The organism is Wolbachia endosymbiont (group A) of Apotomis capreana (assembly GCF_964027025.1).
Taxonomy (GTDB): domain Bacteria; phylum Pseudomonadota; class Alphaproteobacteria; order Rickettsiales; family Anaplasmataceae; genus Wolbachia; species Wolbachia pipientis.
This window is the reverse complement of sequence record NZ_OZ034721.1, coordinates 1,037,191-1,056,878: the sequence shown is the minus strand read 5'-3', so window position 1 is coordinate 1,056,878 and position 19,688 is coordinate 1,037,191. Positions and strand designations below refer to the sequence as shown.

The 19,688-nt window shown below is 36.0% G+C and carries 20 protein-coding genes and 1 pseudogene; 10 read left to right on the top strand and 11 right to left on the bottom strand.

Going from position 1 to position 19,688, the window contains the following annotated elements:
- Positions 1-92: 92 nt before the first annotated feature.
- On the bottom strand, positions 93-1,142 hold the full coding sequence (locus AAGD50_RS05320; protein ID WP_007549412.1) for a class I SAM-dependent methyltransferase: 1,050 nt from the start codon (positions 1,140-1,142) through the stop codon (positions 93-95).
- A gap of 101 nt (positions 1,143-1,243) precedes the next feature.
- On the opposite strand from AAGD50_RS05320, the gene AAGD50_RS05315 reads away from it, so the two are divergent.
- The gene (locus AAGD50_RS05315) at positions 1,244-1,615 is read left to right on the top strand and encodes a hypothetical protein (RefSeq protein ID WP_406719861.1); all 372 of its coding nucleotides are present in this window, start codon (positions 1,244-1,246) and stop codon (positions 1,613-1,615) included.
- Positions 1,616-1,900 (top strand): DUF2610 domain-containing protein, encoded by a 285-nt coding sequence (locus AAGD50_RS05310; RefSeq protein ID WP_341810023.1) that lies wholly within the window; start codon positions 1,616-1,618, stop codon positions 1,898-1,900. It begins immediately after the preceding gene.
- A gap of 6 nt (positions 1,901-1,906) precedes the next feature.
- Here AAGD50_RS05310 and dapD read toward each other — a convergent pair whose 3' ends face one another.
- Positions 1,907-2,737, bottom strand: coding sequence for a 2,3,4,5-tetrahydropyridine-2,6-dicarboxylate N-succinyltransferase (gene dapD, locus AAGD50_RS05305; protein WP_155968290.1), 831 nt, complete (start codon positions 2,735-2,737; stop codon positions 1,907-1,909).
- Between the two features lie 74 nt (positions 2,738-2,811).
- Between dapD and AAGD50_RS05300 the strand changes: the two genes are divergently transcribed.
- Positions 2,812-3,240 carry a zinc-ribbon domain-containing protein gene (locus AAGD50_RS05300; RefSeq protein WP_265041116.1) on the top strand — a complete coding sequence of 143 codons (429 nt, stop codon included), beginning with the start codon at positions 2,812-2,814 and terminating at the stop codon, positions 3,238-3,240.
- Positions 3,241-3,343: 103 nt separating this feature from the next.
- Positions 3,344-4,024 carry a ribulose-phosphate 3-epimerase gene (gene rpe / locus AAGD50_RS05295; protein WP_264724025.1) on the top strand — a complete coding sequence of 227 codons (681 nt, stop codon included), beginning with the start codon at positions 3,344-3,346 and terminating at the stop codon, positions 4,022-4,024.
- A 143-nt stretch (positions 4,025-4,167) separates the two neighbouring features.
- On the opposite strand, the pseudogene tnpC reads toward rpe, so the two are convergent.
- The 3 genes and pseudogenes from tnpC to AAGD50_RS05280 all read right to left on the bottom strand — a co-directional run bounded on the left by tnpC (position 4,168) and on the right by AAGD50_RS05280 (position 7,900).
- Positions 4,168-5,506: pseudogene (gene tnpC / locus AAGD50_RS05290) on the bottom strand (IS66 family transposase).
- A 112-nt stretch (positions 5,507-5,618) separates the two neighbouring features.
- Positions 5,619-6,701: a bifunctional diaminohydroxyphosphoribosylaminopyrimidine deaminase/5-amino-6-(5-phosphoribosylamino)uracil reductase RibD gene (gene ribD / locus AAGD50_RS05285; protein WP_015589162.1), complete on the bottom strand. Its 1,083-nt coding sequence runs from the start codon at positions 6,699-6,701 to the stop codon at positions 5,619-5,621.
- The gene (locus AAGD50_RS05280; protein WP_065106726.1) at positions 6,701-7,900 is read right to left on the bottom strand and encodes a deoxyguanosinetriphosphate triphosphohydrolase; all 1,200 of its coding nucleotides are present in this window, start codon (positions 7,898-7,900) and stop codon (positions 6,701-6,703) included. The genes ribD and AAGD50_RS05280 overlap by 1 nt, the downstream gene beginning before the upstream one ends.
- A gap of 47 nt (positions 7,901-7,947) precedes the next feature.
- Between AAGD50_RS05280 and AAGD50_RS05275 the strand changes: the two genes are divergently transcribed.
- The gene (locus tag AAGD50_RS05275) at positions 7,948-8,409 is read left to right on the top strand and encodes a HesB/IscA family protein (protein ID WP_010081891.1); all 462 of its coding nucleotides are present in this window, start codon (positions 7,948-7,950) and stop codon (positions 8,407-8,409) included.
- A 39-nt stretch (positions 8,410-8,448) separates the two neighbouring features.
- Entirely contained in the window at positions 8,449-9,123 is a 675-nt protein-coding gene (locus AAGD50_RS05270; RefSeq protein ID WP_007549198.1) for an ABC transporter ATP-binding protein, read from the top strand.
- Positions 9,124-9,361: 238 nt separating this feature from the next.
- Here the strand turns inward: AAGD50_RS05270 and AAGD50_RS05260 are convergent, their stop codons facing one another.
- Positions 9,362-10,060, bottom strand: coding sequence for an alpha/beta hydrolase (locus tag AAGD50_RS05260; RefSeq protein WP_151808056.1), 699 nt, complete (start codon positions 10,058-10,060; stop codon positions 9,362-9,364).
- Between the two features lie 155 nt (positions 10,061-10,215).
- On the opposite strand from AAGD50_RS05260, the gene AAGD50_RS05255 reads away from it, so the two are divergent.
- Positions 10,216-11,352, top strand: a complete 1,137-nt coding sequence (locus AAGD50_RS05255) for a cysteine desulfurase family protein (protein WP_264724027.1) — start codon at positions 10,216-10,218, stop codon at positions 11,350-11,352.
- Between the two features lie 869 nt (positions 11,353-12,221).
- A complete protein-coding gene (locus AAGD50_RS05250) occupies positions 12,222-12,959 on the top strand; it encodes a hypothetical protein (RefSeq protein ID WP_265024435.1) in 738 nt (245 codons plus the stop codon).
- Between the two features lie 18 nt (positions 12,960-12,977).
- On the opposite strand, the gene AAGD50_RS05245 is transcribed toward AAGD50_RS05250, so the two are convergent.
- Positions 12,978-13,130 carry a hypothetical protein gene (locus AAGD50_RS05245; protein WP_153296810.1) on the bottom strand — a complete coding sequence of 51 codons (153 nt, stop codon included), beginning with the start codon at positions 13,128-13,130 and terminating at the stop codon, positions 12,978-12,980.
- A gap of 268 nt (positions 13,131-13,398) precedes the next feature.
- On the opposite strand from AAGD50_RS05245, the gene tsaD reads away from it, so the two are divergent.
- Positions 13,399-14,406, top strand: coding sequence for a tRNA (adenosine(37)-N6)-threonylcarbamoyltransferase complex transferase subunit TsaD (gene tsaD, locus AAGD50_RS05240; RefSeq protein ID WP_264724029.1), 1,008 nt, complete (start codon positions 13,399-13,401; stop codon positions 14,404-14,406).
- Positions 14,407-14,758: 352 nt separating this feature from the next.
- Here the strand turns inward: tsaD and AAGD50_RS05235 are convergent, their stop codons facing one another.
- The 4 genes from AAGD50_RS05235 to AAGD50_RS05220 all read right to left on the bottom strand — a co-directional run bounded on the left by AAGD50_RS05235 (position 14,759) and on the right by AAGD50_RS05220 (position 18,120).
- Complete coding sequence (locus tag AAGD50_RS05235) at positions 14,759-15,274, bottom strand: transposase (protein ID WP_264724031.1); 516 nt, start codon at positions 15,272-15,274, stop codon at positions 14,759-14,761.
- A complete protein-coding gene (locus AAGD50_RS05230) occupies positions 15,264-15,515 on the bottom strand; it encodes a hypothetical protein (protein ID WP_264724032.1) in 252 nt (83 codons plus the stop codon). The genes AAGD50_RS05235 and AAGD50_RS05230 overlap by 11 nt, the downstream gene beginning before the upstream one ends.
- Positions 15,516-16,036: 521 nt before the next feature.
- On the bottom strand, positions 16,037-17,632 hold the full coding sequence (locus AAGD50_RS05225) for a hypothetical protein (RefSeq protein WP_341810022.1): 1,596 nt from the start codon (positions 17,630-17,632) through the stop codon (positions 16,037-16,039).
- A 344-nt stretch (positions 17,633-17,976) separates the two neighbouring features.
- Positions 17,977-18,120: a hypothetical protein gene (locus AAGD50_RS05220; protein ID WP_338406540.1), complete on the bottom strand. Its 144-nt coding sequence runs from the start codon at positions 18,118-18,120 to the stop codon at positions 17,977-17,979.
- 94 nt (positions 18,121-18,214) lie between these two features.
- Between AAGD50_RS05220 and AAGD50_RS05215 the strand changes: the two genes are divergently transcribed.
- Positions 18,215-19,603 (top strand): phosphomannomutase/phosphoglucomutase, encoded by a 1,389-nt coding sequence (locus AAGD50_RS05215; RefSeq protein ID WP_264724037.1) that lies wholly within the window; start codon positions 18,215-18,217, stop codon positions 19,601-19,603.
- Positions 19,604-19,688 lie beyond the last annotated feature (85 nt).

The window sequence follows — 19,688 nt, the reverse complement described above, 5'->3', positions numbered from 1 at the left end:
ATGACAATAAGCTCGTCATTCCGCTACTCGTTAGCGGAATCTATGCTGAGATATCGCGGCGGTATGATGTAGGGAAACCTTTCTTGGGTTAGCTATATCAATAGCATTGCTTTAAAAAGAGTGCCCATATTTTCAGTCAACCTTAGGAATTCACTAAAGATCCTATTCTTTTGTTCATCACTTGCGCTTTTCATTAAAGCCTGGGTTCTTTCTTTTATGCCAAAAAGATATAAAAATTCCCTTTGAGTTAAAATCTCACAATCTACATGCTTTAATGAATCTCTTAACGCTTGAAAGTTCACAAGTGCGGTAATATCACTATTACCAACATTCTCAAGAAAATTAGCATACTTATGTTGTTTTATCGATTGCAAAGTGCTCTTATATGCGGGGTATACATAACCGTAATCTACAATCAAAGCAGCTCCTTTATTATTATATATCTTCTTCTCAAGTTTTTTTAATATTTCAACCCCAACTGAACATATTTCCACCACTGCACCATTAAAAAATTTTCCATTTGTCATCTGAGTAGCTGACACTGGAATCCATGATTCTTTTTTTCTGGATTCCAGTGTCACGCACTGGCATGACACCAAGAGACTGCCATCATCTTGTTTTGTCACCATATTTTCATACCACCCCTCATCATGATATACAAACTGATCTATCGGAAGAGCGTCAAAGAACTCATTTGCTAAAAAAATGGTTGGTTGTTCTGGTAGGTTGTCAATATTTTTGTGCCAATTAACATCTAAGCTTTTTAATTTTTCCTTTTGTATCTTCCGTAAAGTAGGGCTTATTTCAACTAAGTGGATCAACATTGAATTAAAAAAGCTGCTGTATTTTTTAGTGACTCTTATTATATCGTGAATGAGTGTTCCTTTGCCTGGCCCAAGTTCAACTAGAGAAAATTTTGATGGCTTTCCTAATTTTTCCCATGTATGCATTATCCAAACTGCAATTACTTCACCAAATAATTGGCTGATCTCAGGTGCGGTAGTAAAATCACCATCCTTACCAAGCGGTAATTTACTTGTATAATAGCCGTATTTTTCATGGTACAAAACGGCATTCATGAAATCACTGATGGATATTGATCCTTGACTTTTGTCAATTAATTCGTGTATATAAGTGAGCATGTTATTAATAAATGTTTAACTATAGCGTGCCATAATATAAAATAGTAGAGTATTTATATATATAGTATACACTTAAGTTTGTGAGTAATAGTGCTTCAGTTATGGACGACAAAAACACCGATTATGTTGCCCTTATAGCTCAAGATGATAGTATTGAATACAAATTTGAAGAAGCTGTCAATTTTATAGAAAACAAGGTTATAAATGCTGATGGGCTAACTTTAGCGGAAGTGTTTCAAGTGCTAGTTCAAATGCTAAATGGTGATCTAGAATTGGTAAAAAAAGTACTAGCATATGCTAATATTATGGCAAAGCATGGAATGAAGGTAGCAAAAGAGTCGCAATTAAGCAGAGCTGATGTTCGCCGAGCTTTGGAAGGTAGAGAAAGTGTTGTCAATAGACAAGATTTTATAAAGAAACCACCTCTTCCACCTGCTATAAAATCGACCAAAAAGAAAAGTAGAGGTCTTTAGATGGCTGAATCTATAAAAAAATTTACTGTACAATGTGACTTCAAAGGACAAAGTTCACCTTTTGCAATATACATAGGAAATCCAAAAAGTGATGCTCATCCAATTCATCATCAAGATTCCTGGCTTGTAAAAGAACGTGGAGGGAATATTCCTAATAAAGTAAAAGAAAGTCTACAAAAATTATATAAACTATCTCAAGAAAATGGAGTCTCTTTCTCAGAGTTATGCGCGTATGCCATTACTGTGGTTAGTAATAATAATAAAAAAAGTGACGACAAGGAGTAAGATAGTTTAATCCCTCAATATTTCATTTATAGAGATTTTCGATCTCGTCTTTTCATCCACTTTTTTTACTATGACTGCACAATAGGTTGAAATATTATTTTTAGATGGAATAGACCCTGGTACCACTACAGAATAAGGTGGCACTTCGCCGTAAAATACCTTGCTAGTTTCTCTATCAATAATCTTTGTTGATGCCCCAATAAACACGCCTATGCCAAGGACTGATCCTTCTCTCACTACCACACCCTCGGCCACTTCGCTACGTGCTCCAATAAAGCAATTATCTTCTATAATGACAGGTGAAGCTTGAATAGGCTCAAGAACTCCACCTATTCCCACTCCACCGGAAATATGACAGTTTTTTCCTATTTGCGCACAGCTACCAATCGTTGACCAGGTATCTATCATTGTTCCTGAATCAACATATGCACCAACGTTGATAAAACTTGGCATTAGAACAACATTTGTACCTATATAAGCAGATCGGCGGACAAAACACCCAGGAACTGCTCTAATTTTTAACTGGCGAAATTTCTCCTCATTCCATTCACTAAATTTGTTACCGATCTTGTCAAACCAGCAATTAGTATTATCTATTATTTTATTTTCTTCGGTGAGAAAATGTAATAATATTGCCTGCTTTATCCACTTATGTACTACCCATTCTCCACTTGATAGCTTTTCTGCTACTCTAATTTTGCCACTATCAAGGAGCTCAATTACCTCTTTAATTGCTATTCTTGCTGTTTTCTTTAGATTACAGTCATTAAATTTTTCTCTATTTTTCCAAATATCTTCTATCTCACTCTGTGCTTTTTTTAGTTGCAAACCTTCCATTTGTTATATATATATTGATATTAAATTTGTAGCTCGTATCATTTGGGCTTGTTACTACTTTATATGTAAGTGCTATGAAAATACAATGTAATAGTTGTACTAAAACTTACTTAGTATCTCCCGAGCAAATTGGTGCATCTGGAAGAAAGGTAAAGTGTACGAACTGCAATCACATATGGCATGAATACCTAGAAGAAGTGTCAAAAAAATCGCACTCTGCTAATATACAGGAAAAAAAAGTTGGTGGAAGGAATTTTTTACAAAATCTAGCATTTACCACTCTAGCTTTTGCAACAGCTACAGGGTTATGCGTCGTAATTGCTAACGGCATCTTTCCTAGAGAGATGAACAAAGCATACAAAACGATCAGTTTATACAAGGATTCAATAAGCTATAAATTAGGGTACAAAAAAGAACAAACAGAAAGTCCAAATGTAAAAAAACTTGCTGTAAATAAGTTTTATCAAGACTACCTTTTTTTATCTAATTTAAGATCTAGTTAAATAGGCATACCGATATCAGTATCCAGTTCCTCTAGCTACTCAGATGGTGCTTAGGGTGACAGAGTTTTAAAAATAAGTTATTTTTTAGCAAAAAAGGCAGCTCATGAGTATTAAAATTGCACCTTCTATACTTTCAGCAGATTTTGCAAAATTAGGGGAAGAAGTAAGAAAAATTAGCGATTTAGGTGTGGATTACATACACATAGACGTTATGGATGGGAATTTCGTTCCAAATATTACAATTGGTCCTAGCGTTGTTTCTGCAATACGTAAATATAGCAATCTTCCTTTTGATGTGCATTTAATGGTCAAATCTCCTGGTAACCACATTGAAAGCTTTATAAATGCTGGTGCTGATATTATCACTGTACATGCAGAAGCAGAGATACATCTTGAGAGGTTGATAAGAAAGATAAAGTCATACAAAAATGTAAACGACGAAAAAAAACCGATTCAAGTTGGAGTTTCAATTGTTCCTTCAACTTCTCCAAGTGTGCTTGAATACATAATACATGAGCTAGATATTGTGCTGATTATGACAGTCAACCCTGGCTTTGGAGGGCAGGAATTTATTCATTCACAGTTGAACAAGATATCTACTATAAAAAAAATGATACAGGAGCGTAATCTTAAAACACAAATTTCAGTAGATGGTGGAATTAACTTTTCTAACGCAGCTGATATAATAAAAGCAGGTGCAGATATTTTAGTTGCGGGATCGGCGATATTCAAGGCTGAAGATATTAAGAAGGCCGTAACCGATCTTAAAAATCTATTGTTGTGACCCTATATAGCTAAAGTGGCTTAGGTTTACCTACAATTTGAAAAACAACAAATTCGTCATTCCGCTACTCGTTAGCGGAATCTATGCTGAGATACCGCGGCGGTATGACGTAGAAAAACCTTTCTTGGGTTGTATCCGTTCAGCTAAGCGGTGTGAGAGATGATAGATAAGAGGTTTTGGAAAGCCCATTTGTTTCCATGTCAAGTATAATGAAATTATCCGTTCAAGTTCCCCGCTTCGATTGGGTAAAATATGAATTTTTGCGATAAACGACATAATGCCGTATTTGCCGTTCAGCATGGTTATTTGTCAGCGGAATATTTTCTGGGTCATCTAAAAATTTCCACATCATTCTTTCAGATTTCAAAATATTTTTTGCAACTCGAGAAGCTCCAATTGCTTCAGGTAAACGGCTTCAAGTAATACCTTGTACGTTTTCGCAATTTTCTGGCACGTCTGGTAAATCTAAAAACATCTATCTCATTTTTTAGCAAGGCCTTTTTTAGTGCAAATAATTCAGTGGCTACGTTTCTTAAGTAACAGCCCAGAACTTTAACTTCAACTATGTGCTAATCTTTCAAAATCTCTTGATAAATGTGCCCAACAGATTTGCCTGTTCTTATCGGCAAAGTAGTTGTATGCTGCGTACCTGTCGTAAGCTATTGCGATTGCAGAACTTACTATTTTGTAAAACCTTCATTCCTCTTGACTCTGTCAATTTTATAAAACTTGCTGTATTACTGGCAAACATCCAGCACCAACCAAGTTTACCTTTGTTATAATGGCTCGTTTCATCGATATGCAGAACTTCACTTTTACTTACTTCTTGCTCGATTTGCTCATATGCTTCTTGGCATTTTTCTGCAACTCTAGCCTCGCTATTTGACACGCTACCAACACTGATGTCCAGGTTGAAAATATTTTTTATAATATTTGCTACTTCTCTTTTCGAGTTCTTGTAAAATCCGCTCAGCGCCGCAATTGTTGACTTAACTTTTGGACCAAATGTATCCGCAGTAACACCTTCTGGTAGCCTGCTACTTTTTCTTTTTCCACACTTGCAACAGCGGCCATTGGTATTCCACAACATAAGCTGGCAAATCAACTTTTTGATGAATGTATGGCTCTTTCGATATCGCAATTTCTCCTCCGCACTCGCAAGAACTCTATTTTCACCACTTCATCTGCTTCCATTTTAGGGCGATACTTTCCTTCATGCCCAATCTGTGCCCCTATTTTCCTGTCACTTTTTTTCTTTTTCTTCTTTAGCTTGTATAACTCTTTTGAGCTCGGTATCGATGAATTTTGTGAATTCAGACCTAGTCTTTCTTTCAATTCAGCATTTTCGATTCTTAGCGCCTTATTCTCAGATCTAAAATTTTCGTTTTCTATCTCTAACCTCTTTATCTCTGCTTTTAGTTGCTCTATCTCTATTTTAAAGCTTTCACAGAGCTTGAGAAGACTAGCTAGTAGATCAGACATATTTACCACACATACTACTTGTGATATTATGTTTTTAGCACTCCTTGTCTACTTTTTATTTTACCGCTCCGCTGAACGGATACCTTTTTTTTACTGTTTGAGTATGTAAGGATTATGACGACCTATCCCAAACCTCAACTATATCCTCACTAAACTCTATTATCTTTGTTTTTTTAAACTGATAACAGTTATTAATGAATTGAATCCCTAAATCTCCTACAAAAGGAGTGGCATCATTGCCTAAAATTTTACCACTGCGGCATATTATCAACCTGTCGATTAAATTACACTTTAATAGTTCTGTGATTAACACTCCTCCACCTTCAACTAATAATCTTGTTATACCAATTTCTGAAACAAGTTTTAATGCCATGTCCTTTAGGCAAACCTTACCTGCGTTGCTTGAATTAACTACTAAGTAGTTAATGTTTTTTATTTTTTTCTCTACTTCTTTATTTGTGATGACCCAAGTTATTACTTTGTCTGCAGTCTTTGCAATGTTATGCTCTTCCTTTAATCTCCCTTGGCTATCTATAATTAGCCTTATTGGCGATCTACTTCCAAGTCCTGGTAATCTGCAAGTTAAGAGTGGATCATCATTAATAAGAGTATTGCTGCCAATCATAATTGCATCATATTTTGCTCTAAGCTCATGCACCCAATTTCTCGTATTTTCACTTGTTATCCATTTGCTATCGCCTGTAAATGTTGCGATTTTTCCGTCAAGAGTTGTTGCGACTTTGCAAGCTATAAATGGTCTATGTAATTCTTTAGTGGTGAAAAAACCGACATTCAGTTCTTTTGCCTCTTTTTGCATAATACCTTGCTCAACTTCAATTCCTGCTTCTTTCAGAGCTTTCATGCCTCTGCCTGAAACTCTACTATCTGGGTCAATAGTTGCAATTACTACTCTTTTTATGCTAGCTTTTATGATTTTTGCAGTGCAAGGCCCCGTGACTCCGTGATGACAACATGGCTCAAGAGTGATATATATAGTTGCGCCATGAGTTGAATCTTTAGCGTTTTGCAAAGCGACTACCTCCGCATGCGGACGCCCACCAATCCCTGTGTATCCCTCACTAACAATTGTACCATCCTTTACAATAACACACCCGACAGCAGGATTTGGTGCAACATTTCCAAGATTTTTTTCTGCAAGCCTTAATGCAATTGACATGAAATGATCATCAGTCATTAGAAAGAAGTCATTTCGTATGAGGTATCAAAAATTCTTCTGTGCTCGTGTATAGCAAATCTATCTGTCATACCTGAGATATAGTCACATATTATTACTGAACGCTGAGATTCACAAGCGAGTTTGCTCCACTCTGTGGGAAGTAATCCTGGGTTTTCATAAAAACATTGAAAGAGTTCCTGTATTATGCGTTTTGCTTTGTTCATCGTTCTACTCAGTTTATAGCTTCTGTATATTTTCTCCATGTTGAATCTTTTCATTTCTTTTGTAGCATTCGCAACTTCTGGTGAAAATGTGACTAGCATTTTATTTAGACTTCTTACGTCTTCTACGCTTTTTATTTTGTGATCTTCAATATTTCTTTCAGTCTGAGAAACAACATCACTTATCATAGTTCCTATAGTTCCACTCAGTGATTCATGTATGAGTTTGCTCTGAGGCAATTCTGAATATCTGCTCCTTATGTCTTTAAACATTTTTTCAATTAAAGGAACATTCAGCAAATCTTCGATGGTTACTAAATTCGCCCTGAGTGCATCATCAAGATCGTGAACACTGTAAGCAATATCATCGGCAATTGAAGCAACTTGCGCTTCAATGCTTGAAAATTCTTCAAGTTTTAGATCATATTTTTTGTTGTATTCTAATAACAGCTGATTACTTGTAGAAGACTCCGCGTTTTGACCAAGCAAGGGACCGTTATGTTTTGCAACTCCTTCAATCACCTCCCAACTTAGATTCATACCATCAAAATCAGCATGTTTTTGTTCAAGATAAGTTAAAATCCTTATAGCTTGAACATTATGATCAAACTCATACTTCTCATTATCAAGATTCAAATCTTGAACTGATTTCTTTAGAGCATCTTCACCTGCATGACCAAATGGAGGATGACCAAGATCATGTGCGAGCGCTATGCATTCAGTGATATCCTCATTTAAGCCAAGTCTACGCGCAATGGACCTTGCAATTTGTGCAACTTCAAGGCTATGAGTAAGCCGAGTGCGATAGTAGTCGTGCTCATAATTGATAAAAACTTGTGTTTTGTACTCCAACTTTCTAAACGCATTAGAGTGAATGATACGGTCCCTATCACGCTGAAAGCAGCTGCGATTCTCATCTTCTGGCTCTTTGAAGTATCTCCCTTTTGTTTTGCTTGGAAAACATGCATAATTTAATAGAAAATTATTGTTTGACATGTAAAATTTCTACTATAATAAGTTATCAATAATAAACGGTGGTTACTATGTCAACAAATTACAACATCAACTTAACTGATAATGCACTAAAAAAAATCCACTCTCTTGCAGAGCAGGAAGGGGATAAGAGTTCCATTTTACGGGTTGCAGTTTCAGGTGGTGGATGTTCTGGCTTCAAATACAATTTTCTTATGGATCAAATGAATAAAAATCTATCTTTGGATGATGAAGACGATGATTACGATGATGAGTTTGATGACGAAGACGAAGATGATGACTATGAAGAAAGTGAGGACTATAGAAGCCATTCCAGTTTTAGCGAAAAAGGTAAAGATATAGTAATTAATGATGAAAATGGAAACCCTGTATTAATGGTTGATAATTGTTCAGCAAAATTTTTAAATAACTCAGTTATAGATTATACTGAGGATCTCAGTGGTTCTGGTTTTCAAATAAAGAATGCCTTTGCTAAGTCTCAATGTGGTTGTGGTAACAGTTTTTCGGTTTAATTATTACTAAAACTTAGATGCCTTCTGGATCTTTTAAACATGGGTGGTAATGTAGCACTAGAACTAACTTCCGTAGATAAAAGCTTCAAGAACAATTCTGCTGTTGTAAAGGATATCAACTTAAGTGTCACAAGAGGGCAAGTAGTAGCGCTGATTGGCGATTCAGGTGCAGGGAAAACAACTATATTGCAAATCGCAGGCTTGTTGGACAAGCCAACTTCAGGTATAGTTACGATAGATGGAATAAATTGCACACAAGCCAGTAATAAGCATAAAACTCATGTAAGAAGAAATTTTCTTAGTTTTGTTTATCAATTTCACTATTTGTTACAAGAGTTATCGGTGTTGGAAAATATTATGCTTCCTCAACTCATTGCAGGAAAAAGCAAAGCTGAAGCAAAAAAAAATTCGCAAGCAATGTTGGAAAAATTTGGTCTGGAAAACAAAGCAAGTAGCATGGTATCTGAAGTTTCGGGTGGGGAAAGGCAGAGAGTTGCAATTGCAAGAAGCATTGTAAATTCTCCAAAGCTTTTACTTGCAGATGAGCCAACAGGAAATTTAGATCCAACAAATTCTTTTAAGGTGTTTTTACTGCTACATTCGTACGTAAAGGAAAATAACAGCTCTATGCTTATAGTAACGCACAATCATCTCCTTGCAGAAAAGGCAGACTGCATTTTCCAATTGAGAGATCGATCATTAGTGAAGTTGTGAATAGGAAAAATAGCACAATTTCTATGCCTTATACTTATCTAACCAATGATCATTAACAGAGTACAACTCGCATGAAATGCTTTCATTGCTTTTTATACACGGACTTTTTAACTTACGCTGTTTACTTAGGGAACACCCCGATAACATAAACACAGCTAAAACAAAAAATAATAGCTTTTTAAACATAACAAAACCTTTTCATTTATATTACTACACTCATTTCTCTTGTTTGTAAAGATTAGGCATATTCTTTTACCCTTACCTCTTTTTTGACCTTTTGAAAAGAAATAGTTGCACTATTCAAGCGCAGTTTTATATAATTGTCCACGATTTGAGTCACTTCCTCTTCTTTATCCTTTAGAAAGTGATTAGTATCATCTATTATATGGTATTTCATGTGATCACTTCTTACTGAATTTATCAACCTTTTTGCTAATTCTGTTACATCGCTTTCTTCTGAGATTGTATCATTACTGCTTTGTATTATAAGCCCAGAAACTGGACAGGGAGAAAGAAAAGAAAAATCGTACTTAGTTACCGGAAGAGAAAGAGCAATAAAACCCACTATCTCAGGGCGGCGCATTGTTAGCTGCATAGCCACCCATGCTCCAAAAGAAAAACCAGCGATCCAAATTGGAACATTGCTAGGATTATGTTCCTGAAGCCAATCAATGGCTACCGCAGCGTCAGTTAATTCTCCTATACCCTTATCAAAAGTTCCGGTAGATTTTCCCACACCACGAAAGTTAATCTTCAATGCAGAAAAATTGTTATCGATAAAAGACGTATATGTACTATGTACAATTTTACTATCCATATTACCACCATATTGAGGATGATGATGTAAAACCAGCACAACCGGCGCGTTGGCATCTTTGCTTTGGTGGTATTCACCTTCTATCTTTCTTGTTGCATTATTCAAAAAAACTTCAACCATGGTAACCCCTAATAAGAACCCGCTTGACAGGTATTAATGACGTGAGTTATTAATTATGTATTAATTTCGCTGTTTTTGCAATAAATTTTTTATCGTGTTAAAGCTAACGTACATAGTTATGGCTATAGTTGATGGTAAACTTATTTAAGTGACAGATGAGTCCATTCTCTTTAGAAAATAGTGGTTGCGTATATGCTGATTACAATGCAACTGCTCCAATTAGTGAAAATGTAAAAAAAAGTATATTTGAGGTCTTGTTAAAACAAACGCTCAATCCATCATCACTACATAAAAGAGGACAAGAAGCGAGGAAGATTCTTCAGGATGCAAGAGATAACGTACGTGGTGCTATTGGCGTCTCAAGTGATAAAGAAATAGTTTTTACGTCTGGTGCAACTGAAGCGAATAACCTTGTTATGAGAGGAATAGCAGGCTACCTGCATATAATTTCAGCTATAGAGCATCCTTCAATTCTTAATTCTGCATGTAATCCATATATAATACCTGTTAATCAGGAGGGCATTGTTGACTTTTTAGAGCTAGAAAAAATTCTAAGCGAACTTAAAGGAAACAAAGCAATAGTTTCAGTTATGATGGCAAATAACGAAACCGGAGTTATTCAACCTATTGAGGAAATAGCTGAAATAGCCCACAAATTTGGAGCAATTTGCCACACTGACACTGCTCAAAGTGTTGGGAAAATTAAAGTTAATATGGAAGATTTAGGAGTGGATTTACTCACTTTATCCGCCCATAAATTTGGCGGTGTAGCAGGCAGTGGAGTTTTAATATTCAATAAAGAACTTGCGATAGAACCTATTATAATAGGTGGTGGACAAGAGAAGGGATTTCGTGGTGGTACGGAAAATATTGTTGCGATTGCAGGCCTTTCTGCTGCACTGCAAAATATTCCAGATCTTCTATCAAAAATGGATGAAGTAAAGGAGCTACGCGATCAATTAGAGTGTGAATTATTAAATCTTGTCAGTGACATAAGAATCTTCGGTAAAAACTCTAAGAGGCTGCCAAACACAAGTTTTATTTATATGCCAGGAGTAAAGAGTGATGTGCAGCTCATGCATTTTGACTTGAATTATATTGCAGTTAGTAATGGCTCCGCATGTTCTTCTGGAAAAGTTGAGCCTTCCCATGTTTTGCTTGCAATGGGGGCAACAAAAGAGCAAGCAGAGTGTTCAATTAGAATCAGTATAGGTCCAGAAACTAAACCACAAGACATAAAAAAAATAGTGGATTGTTGGTATAATATCTACAAGCAGAACACCTTGGTATAGATAATACGTGATATCATGCAGGGAGCTATAAATTAGATGTAAAAAATTCCTTTACAAGTTTCGCCAGCCCCCTTATCATAACAGTGAAGCTATTTATTTATCTTCGCAATCTGTGCAGGTTAATGACAAAAAACTTAGGGTATTTGGCGTCTCATGTTTAATTTTTCGCACTACGTGCATCGCATGTCTTTAAAAATTTCTGGGTTTTTACCTATATAAGCCGAAACGCGCTTACAAAGCGTTTAAGACAGCAAAAAACGTCAAATTGACAAGGGAGAATTTGAATGCTAGCTACTACGGGGTTTCTTTGCCTTTTTTCCTGCTTAGTAAATTTCTTAAACACTTGCGGTGTAGGTTAGTTGCAAGTTAAAAGCAGCTAAATCGCTCTTAATCAAGCGTTTTAGAATAAAAAAAACGCCGATATTTTAGTACATAGTAAATAGCCAACCACCATGGGGCTTCTTTTGCCTTTTTTTTATTTAGTAAATTTCTTAAATATTTATGGCTAAAGCAATTTAAGAGACCGAAAATGGTGTCATTTCAGTGCCCCTGTAATGTCATCCCAGTGCCCTGACTACTTGGATCCAGGAATTTTATTAAGTTGGTGAGCATAAAAATAGCTGTTTTACGTTAAAATACAATGTTTTGATGATTATGGAAAGGCTGGATTCCAGTGCCAAGCACTGGAATGACATCCTCCCTTATGGAAATTGCTCTCAAATCACAATGTTCGTACAGCTATGGAATGAATCGCGGTATGACGGTTATCAGTAAACATGAATTACTTTAGCTATGCAATCAGGCTTCCTAAAAACACTTTGTAGCCAATCAATTCTTGAGTATAAAAAGAATTCCTTTAATAATAAGGTATGCTAATCAGGAATTTAATAAAACAAGCAACTCAAGTAGGAAGCAGTGAAAATGCAATACGGTATGTCGAATATCTCTATCAATTTGAGAAGTTCAGGAACACATTAAACCTCACTTTATCACTAATAAAGCAAAACAGGCTCTCATTTGAAATATACCAAGAGGGATTAGTGGATATGGAAGAGGGAGTGTGTAAGACAATCAGGTCTTCTGGTGTAAATAGATATGTTATTGTGCTAAGAAGGTCAAACCCATATATTATAGTGCATGAACTTTCACATATGGTTGAAAATGAACTGAACTTAAGTTTAGAACAGGAATTTCTCCATAAAGTTTATCAAGATATTGAGCAGAACTTAAAGCAGTCAAATATTCTTGTGCAGAAAATTATCGGCCAAGTCATATTTAAGGAGATACAGGCTTATCAAACTGCAAAATCACGCGCATCTGAATTATTTGCACGCTATTTTGAGCTATTTGCTTGGGCGCAGGAGGTTTACCCTAAAGATAAAGAATACTTAATCCGCACTCAAGATTTAAACAAAGTTTTTCTTGCTACTGACCAATGGAAAAAGAGCTACCTGGATCCACAAATAATGGAGAGAGTAGATAAAGAAATCAAGGAATACAGCAATAAAACTGTCTTTAAAGATGTAACCAAAGTGCAAAGCAGTTGGACTAACAAATTTTCTCCTGGGGGCAAAAAAATTAGCTCTATATTTGGAGATGATGATTAGCTTATAGTGCAGGTTTTCCTACGTCATACCGCCGCGAACCGTCATACCGCGATTCATTCTTTTGGTGTACGAACATTGCAATTTGCAGGTAATTTGAGTAGTAGATGGTGTCATTCCAGTGCTTGACACTGGAATCCAGGAATTTGGATTGGGCACTAAGTTGGTAAGCATAAAAGTGGCTGATCTTATGTTAAAACATAACGTTCTTGATGAGATTACGGCAAGGCTGGATTCCAGTGTCAAGCACTGGAATGACACCATTTGCTGTGCAGTTTACCTTTAAGAATAAATGTTCGTACAGTTGTGCGCGGTATCTCATCAGCTAACACGTAGCGGAATGACGGTTGTTGGTAAATCTTTTAGCTATAGAAGTTAACTTTGCAGTTAACTTCTACAGCGTTTCAAAGTATAGTTTTGGTAATACAGTAACTAAATATACATGAAAACCATTTTAGCTGTTGAAACAAGCTGCGACGAAACTGCAGTAGCGATTGTAAATAGTGACAAGCAAGTCCTTGCTCACGAAATTCTCTCCCAAGCAGAACACAAAAAACGTGGTGGGGTGATCCCTGAAATAGCTTCACGTGCTCATATGAAGCATTTAAGTGGTCTAATAAAAAGCGCCGTGGAAAAATCTAACCTTAACTTTTGTGACCTCAATGCAATTGCAGCAACATCAGGACCAGGACTCATAGGTGGATTAATAGTTGGTACAATGATGGCTAAAGCAATTGCGCATGTAGCACAAAAACCGTTCATTGCAGTGAATCACTTAGAAGCGCATGCATTGGTTATTAGGTTACTGCATGAGGTAAAATTTCCATTTTTAGTCCTATTAATATCAGGTGGTCACTGTCAATTTTTAATTGCACAGGATGTAGGCAAATACGTTAAACTTGGAGAAACGCTTGATGACTCGCTGGGTGAAGCGTTCGATAAAGTTGCTAAGATGCTGGGTTTAAGCTACCCAGGAGGCCCATTAATTGAAAAGTTGGCTAAAAAAGGCAATGGCACAAGATTCAAACTGCCAAGGGCAATGATAAAACGTTCTGGATGTAACTTTTCGTTTTCTGGAATTAAAACAGCAGTAAAAAACTTAGTGCAAGAACTGAAAATGAGCGAGCAAGATGTGTGTGATGTATGTGCTTCGTTTCAAGAGTGTATTAGTGACATACTGCTGGACAGGGTTAGTAATGCGATTATTATGGCCGAATCTTTAAATATCAAAATCAATGACTTTGTGATTACCGGCGGAGTTGCAGCAAATAATTTCTTGAGAGAAAAATTAAAACAACACATAAACTTAAACATATTTTTTCCTCCCAACAACCTATGTACAGATAATGCAATAATGGTTGGATGGGCAGGAATTGAAATGTTACAGAAAAGCTATATAGATTCTCTCAATTTTGCACCAAGACCTAAGTGGGAGTTAGAGAGTTATTAAAAGCTCTCAATTCTGAATTATAGCTAAAGTGACTTAGGTTCTCTAATTGCACATAAGTCAACAATAATTTTCACACAAATCAAAACAGCATATCTTCTCCATAATCCTTGGTAATTCCACGTAAGTTAAAAGTAGCATATGGTTCTCTCCGCGGTCTGAGATGACAATAAACTTGTCAAGCCGCATTATACTTGTTAGGCGGAAGTGGACGGTAACATGTTTACCACGAAGTCTAACTAAGTTCTTGCTTGTCCCTTCCATCGGCATTGCTATCTTTATTTTCAATAAAATTATTGTCCTATGCTCTTTTGATGTTTATTGATAATAAAATTCTGTTTTATCAACCAACATCCTATGCATAATTACAGCTAATTTTCTTGCTACTGCTACAATTGCTTTTTTCATTCCTTTTTTCTTCGCAACTCCAGTTTTTTAATTTAAATGTCCTCTTGGTAACTGTAAGCATTGTTTGTGCAGCTTCATATAACATACTTCTACATTCCGCTGGTCCCATCTTTGATATGCTGCCATGCCGATCAACTTCTCCAGAAGAATATTGCCTTGGTGTCAACCCTATATATGCTCCAACTGTATCAGATTTCTCAAACCTATGTGGGTTATCAATTGCAGCTTTATACGTCATTGCTACTATAATCCCCACTCCTGGAACAGTAGTTAACAATTTACAATCATCGTCTTTTTCACCTTGTTCTGAAAGCATTTTGTCAAGCTTTCTTAATGACTTTTCTATTGCTTCCAAACTACAAACTAACGCTTCAATTGAACTCCTACTGATTTCATCCAAATTATTTATTGCCTCTTGTATTCTTAAAGCGAAAGTTTCAAATTTTGATCCTTTATCGACCATGTATCTTCAACAACCCTCTTATTGTTCCAATAACCTGCTGTTTGCTACACATTAGCTGTCTTCTGCTTCCAAGCGCTATTTTAATTTGACAACTGATTTTACTAACACTTCTCATCATCTGCACTATACCCCTCGCATCGTTTTTATCATTCTTATTGATTCTTTCAGACAACGCTGCTGCCATATGTCTTGCATCTACACAAATTACTGGTAATCCAAAACTCCTTAACTCTTTGCACATTGATATTGACAGCTGTCCACTTTCTATTCCTATGGATTCGTATTTTTTGCCTTGGCTAATCTGCTATTGCCTTACTTTCGCTTGCAACAACTTCTTCCTTAACAACTTTTCCTTTCTCATCAACGATACTTATAAAAGTTTCTTTTAATGAGATCGCTATAATATTTCATGACCTACTGTAAAAGTTTAAATTATTTTTGAAGAACCAATTCATTGAATTTGTTACTTCGTACTAAAATAATGGAGTATGTCTCTCCATCATTCAATAGCAATTACAGTATGTTTAGCTATAATTTGAAAAACAAAAATTCGTCATTCCGCTACTAGTTAGCGGGATCTAGAGATACCGCGGCGGCATGACGTAGGATTGCTGTCATCCCGCTGCTTGTTAGCGGCTAAGAGATACTGTGAATAAATCACGGTATGACGGTTAAGTATCCCGCTACGTGTTAGCGGCTGAGATAACGCGAATAAATCGCGGGATGATGTGTTGCTTGGGTCAGCTATAGAAGCAAAACTCATCATTTTGAAAGAGGAGGAGATTTTTCCGGACCCTCAGCGGAGATTGATTTTGGATCTGATAATTCTGTATTTACCTTGATTGGCTCTAATGGAGTTTTCTGCTCTTCTGGTTTATCGTCTGGAATTGGAACAGGCCAATCCATAATGTTTTGCGGTATAACTTCTGCTTCTTTAGCTTCTTTTTGACCTGTTGAAGATGATGCATCAACGCCTGCATTTTTGGTAACTTCTTGTTTTAGTTGTTTATTTTCTTCTTGCAGTTGCTTTAAATTTTTCTTTAACTCGTCAATCTCTCTTATTTTTTGTTTTAATTGTTCAGATATAGTTAGTTTGTCTCTAGTCAATTTTTTGTTTTCTTGTCTTAACCCACTAGCTATTCTGCTTGAGTTGTTGTTTACAGCTTGTATACCTTGGTCTTGCTGCTGCATGCTTGTTCCTCTACTTTCATATTCAACTTCAGTTTGAGTTGCCTGACCTTTTTCCTGCTGTAATATGTTCTGCAGTTGCTCTAGACTCTCTTTGACAGATGCCAGCTCTTCCTGTGTACACGTTAACATCCCTTCCTTTTCCTTAAGTTGATATTGAAGTTTTTCTATTTCCCTCTTCGTATTTTCTTCGCTTAGCTCATCTGCAAGTGATTTTCCAGGTTCAAGTTGTCGAATTTCCCTCTCTAAATCTTCCTTTTCTCTCTGTAATTCATTTAATTCTTTAGACAATTGGTTCGCCGTTTCAGCCAATGTATTGTTTTCCTTTTTTGTTTCCATTAACTGTTCTGCCAACTGCTTTTTATGATCATCGTTTAAACCTTCCACTATTTTCTTCAGGTCATTCTCCAAATTTGCATTCTTTTCCTTTAGTACAGTTAAATTAGCTTCACTTTGCTTCAATTTTCTCTGTAATTCTTTATTTGCCTCATTTGTTTCACCTTCCTTATCTTTCAACTGATCATTTAAGTTCTTTATTACATCATTTTTATCCTGTAGTTCTTCCTCTTGTTCCTTTATTCTTTGACCTCTTTCAAATATCGCTCGCTGTTGTTCATTGACTTTATCTCTCAAGGAGTCACGTTCTAATCTTAGATCCTCAAGCTGCTTTGCCTGCACTGCAAAATATTTAGCAAATGTTTCTTTTTCTTCCTCTAATTCCTCAACTTCATCTTTTAATCCTTCTTGCTCATACTCTTCTTCATCACCAGACATATCATCCTCAAATATTTCATCTTCATCACTAAATTCACTGCTGGTGGATATAGAACTTCTACGTGAAGAAGGTGTGCTAGGAGAGGAATACCCACTGCTGCTTGGTGTAGGTGACTGTGATGATATATGTAGATCTTTTGTAAATATTTCCTCTGCTGGTACTTGCTGATCGTCTACACTCTTGGATATGCCAGTAAAAGCTTGATACAGAGTTTTTCCGTTGATAAAAACTTCTTTATTTTGTCCAACTAACTTTAATACTTCTTCTGAACTCGTTATTCCTCCAAATTTTGGTTCACCAATAACACTCTGTATACCACCAGAATCCAATTTTACGGTCATGCTACAGTCTATGCTGTTACCTTCAGAATCCTTAGCCTGCCAATTAATGGTCATTTCACATGAGCTTGAACCAGTAAAATCATAGTGCCTTTCGCTGCCTTTTTTGGTTGCAGTTATTTGACTATCTTTCCCTAAAGATATGTTATAAACCTTACCTTCACTGCTAGCTCTTAAAATATTGCTAATTTCTATTGGTTTTTCTTCATTTTCAAATCTAATTTTGAAGTCATCATCTTTTGTTGAATACGCTAAGAAATTTTGATTTGGTAAAGATGCTTCAAATTCTCTATGTGTTTCATTTATTGATTGCTCAAATTTTTGGAACTCCTTTTCCCACTTTAAATTTATCTGTCCTGTAATGTTCTCATCTTTGCGTAAAGGGCCAATAAAATACCAGATTAAATTTTTTCCTCCAATTGTTTTATAGTCTCTTGAAAGCTGCTACAAGATTCAATCACATCTAAAATATCCTTTTTCTGCTGTTCATCTACATCTAAACTTTGACTTTCAGCTATAAATACATTTTCGTTTTCCTGTGGCATAATTTTACATTTTAAAAAATATACTATAATACTAACAGATTTCTTTAAAAAGTCAACTAATTGTTGGATAAATAAACTTGAGCATTTGGCCAAAATGTTATATAGTAGTCACTTCAAGAAGTACAGTATGGACAATACCATTATAAGAAAATACGATATTAGAGGTATAATAGGCAAAGGCTTGCAGATTAATGATGGGTACGAGATAGGTAGAAAGTTTGGCCAAACCGTAGCTAGTGTTTGTGTCGGCTACGATAGCAGAATAGATTCACCAGGTATAGAAAGAGAATTAATTAGGGGCTTAACTTTATCCGGTGCAAATGTTATACGCGTTGGACTATGCTCTTCACCTATGCTTTACGCTGCAACACAAATCACACAGGCGGATCTTGGTATCATAATAACTGCCTCTCATAACCCCAGCGAATATAATGGCTTTAAATTTTTTAGTAATAAAAAAGTCTTCTCAGATCAAGAAATGAAGGAAATTATAAGCAGTCCAATTAAAAACAGCACAAGAATTGGAAGCTTAATTAACATAAATATATATAGTGAGTACATTAGCATATTGAAAAGTGCAGTGAAGAATAATACTACACAGAAATTAAAAATAGCCTGGGATTGTGGAAATAGTCCAGCAAGTGGAATTATAAGGTATATTGAAAAGATCTTGCCTGGTCATACGCACATCGTAACCAATAACTCTATAGATGGGGCATTTCCACTGCATGATCCAGATCCCATAGAGGAAAAAAATCTTGCTCAATTAATTGACATTGTGAAGGAATATGGATGTGATCTTGGCATTGCGCTAGATGGCGATAGCGATAGGGTGCGCTTAATTGATAATAAAGGCAACGTTGTTTCCAATGACCATTTATTTATAATTTTTGCACGTGAAGTGTTGGAGGAATATCCAGAAAGCAAAGTTATTGCTAACGTAAAAATGAGTATGAAAGTGCATGATTTTGTTAGCAAGTTAGGAGGGCAAGTTATCACCTGTGCTACTGGACATTCACTAGTTAAGAAGAAGATGGTAGAGGAAGAGGCAAAGTTTGCTGGTGAATTAAGCGGGCACTTCTTCTTTTCTGAGCTAAGTTTTGATGATGGGCTATATTCTGCTGTTAAAGCAGTTGACATTTTGCTTAAGAAAAACCAAAGCCTATCTCAGGTGATTGAGGATTTACCGAAGTTATATATCACTCATGAAGTGAAGATTGTAGTGAAAGATGAGAAAAAGTTTCAAATAATTGAGTCAATAAAGAAAACACTGGAGCAGCAAAATATTGTATTTTCAGATCTTGATGGTGTTAAGGTAACCGATAATAAAGGTTGGTGGCTTCTTAGGGTATCAAATACGCAAAACTGCATTACAGCAAGATGCGAAGGAGAGACTTTAGAGGGTTTTGAACTTACTAAAAAGGTTTTGTTCCATTACATTGATGAAGCAAGGTCTTTAAATTGTAGCTACTCACAGAAATAAATTTGATTTATAAAATTGACATGAAAGTATAAAGATAAATAGGCTAAATGTACTTATCATCTGGTCAGGCTGCAGCATTATTTCG

Coding starts and splice junctions, on each gene's coding strand:
- AAGD50_RS05320 (WP_007549412.1), bottom strand. CDS start 1,142: ATGCTCACTTATATACACGAATTAATTGACAAAAGTCAAGGATCAATA.
- AAGD50_RS05225 (WP_341810022.1), bottom strand. CDS start 17,632: ATGACCATTAATTGGCAGGCTAAGGATTCTGAAGGTAACAGCATAGAC.
- AAGD50_RS05280 (WP_065106726.1), bottom strand. CDS start 7,900: ATGTCAAACAATAATTTTCTATTAAATTATGCATGTTTTCCAAGCAAA.
- AAGD50_RS05260 (WP_151808056.1), bottom strand. CDS start 10,060: ATGGTTGAAGTTTTTTTGAATAATGCAACAAGAAAGATAGAAGGTGAA.
- tsaD (WP_264724029.1), top strand. CDS start 13,399: ATGAAAACCATTTTAGCTGTTGAAACAAGCTGCGACGAAACTGCAGTA.
- dapD (WP_155968290.1), bottom strand. CDS start 2,737: ATGGAAGGTTTGCAACTAAAAAAAGCACAGAGTGAGATAGAAGATATT.
- AAGD50_RS05220 (WP_338406540.1), bottom strand. CDS start 18,120: ATGCCACAGGAAAACGAAAATGTATTTATAGCTGAAAGTCAAAGTTTA.
- AAGD50_RS05245 (WP_153296810.1), bottom strand. CDS start 13,130: ATGCTTACCAACTTAGTGCCCAATCCAAATTCCTGGATTCCAGTGTCA.
- AAGD50_RS05255 (WP_264724027.1), top strand. CDS start 10,216: ATGAGTCCATTCTCTTTAGAAAATAGTGGTTGCGTATATGCTGATTAC.
- AAGD50_RS05250 (WP_265024435.1), top strand. CDS start 12,222: ATGCTAATCAGGAATTTAATAAAACAAGCAACTCAAGTAGGAAGCAGT.
- AAGD50_RS05315 (WP_406719861.1), top strand. CDS start 1,244: ATGGACGACAAAAACACCGATTATGTTGCCCTTATAGCTCAAGATGAT.
- rpe (WP_264724025.1), top strand. CDS start 3,344: ATGAGTATTAAAATTGCACCTTCTATACTTTCAGCAGATTTTGCAAAA.
- AAGD50_RS05275 (WP_010081891.1), top strand. CDS start 7,948: ATGTCAACAAATTACAACATCAACTTAACTGATAATGCACTAAAAAAA.
- AAGD50_RS05230 (WP_264724032.1), bottom strand. CDS start 15,515: ATGTGCAAAGAGTTAAGGAGTTTTGGATTACCAGTAATTTGTGTAGAT.
- AAGD50_RS05300 (WP_265041116.1), top strand. CDS start 2,812: ATGAAAATACAATGTAATAGTTGTACTAAAACTTACTTAGTATCTCCC.
- ribD (WP_015589162.1), bottom strand. CDS start 6,701: ATGACTGATGATCATTTCATGTCAATTGCATTAAGGCTTGCAGAAAAA.
- AAGD50_RS05310 (WP_341810023.1), top strand. CDS start 1,616: ATGGCTGAATCTATAAAAAAATTTACTGTACAATGTGACTTCAAAGGA.
- AAGD50_RS05235 (WP_264724031.1), bottom strand. CDS start 15,274: ATGGTCGATAAAGGATCAAAATTTGAAACTTTCGCTTTAAGAATACAA.
- AAGD50_RS05270 (WP_007549198.1), top strand. CDS start 8,449: ATGGGTGGTAATGTAGCACTAGAACTAACTTCCGTAGATAAAAGCTTC.
- AAGD50_RS05215 (WP_264724037.1), top strand. CDS start 18,215: ATGTTATATAGTAGTCACTTCAAGAAGTACAGTATGGACAATACCATT.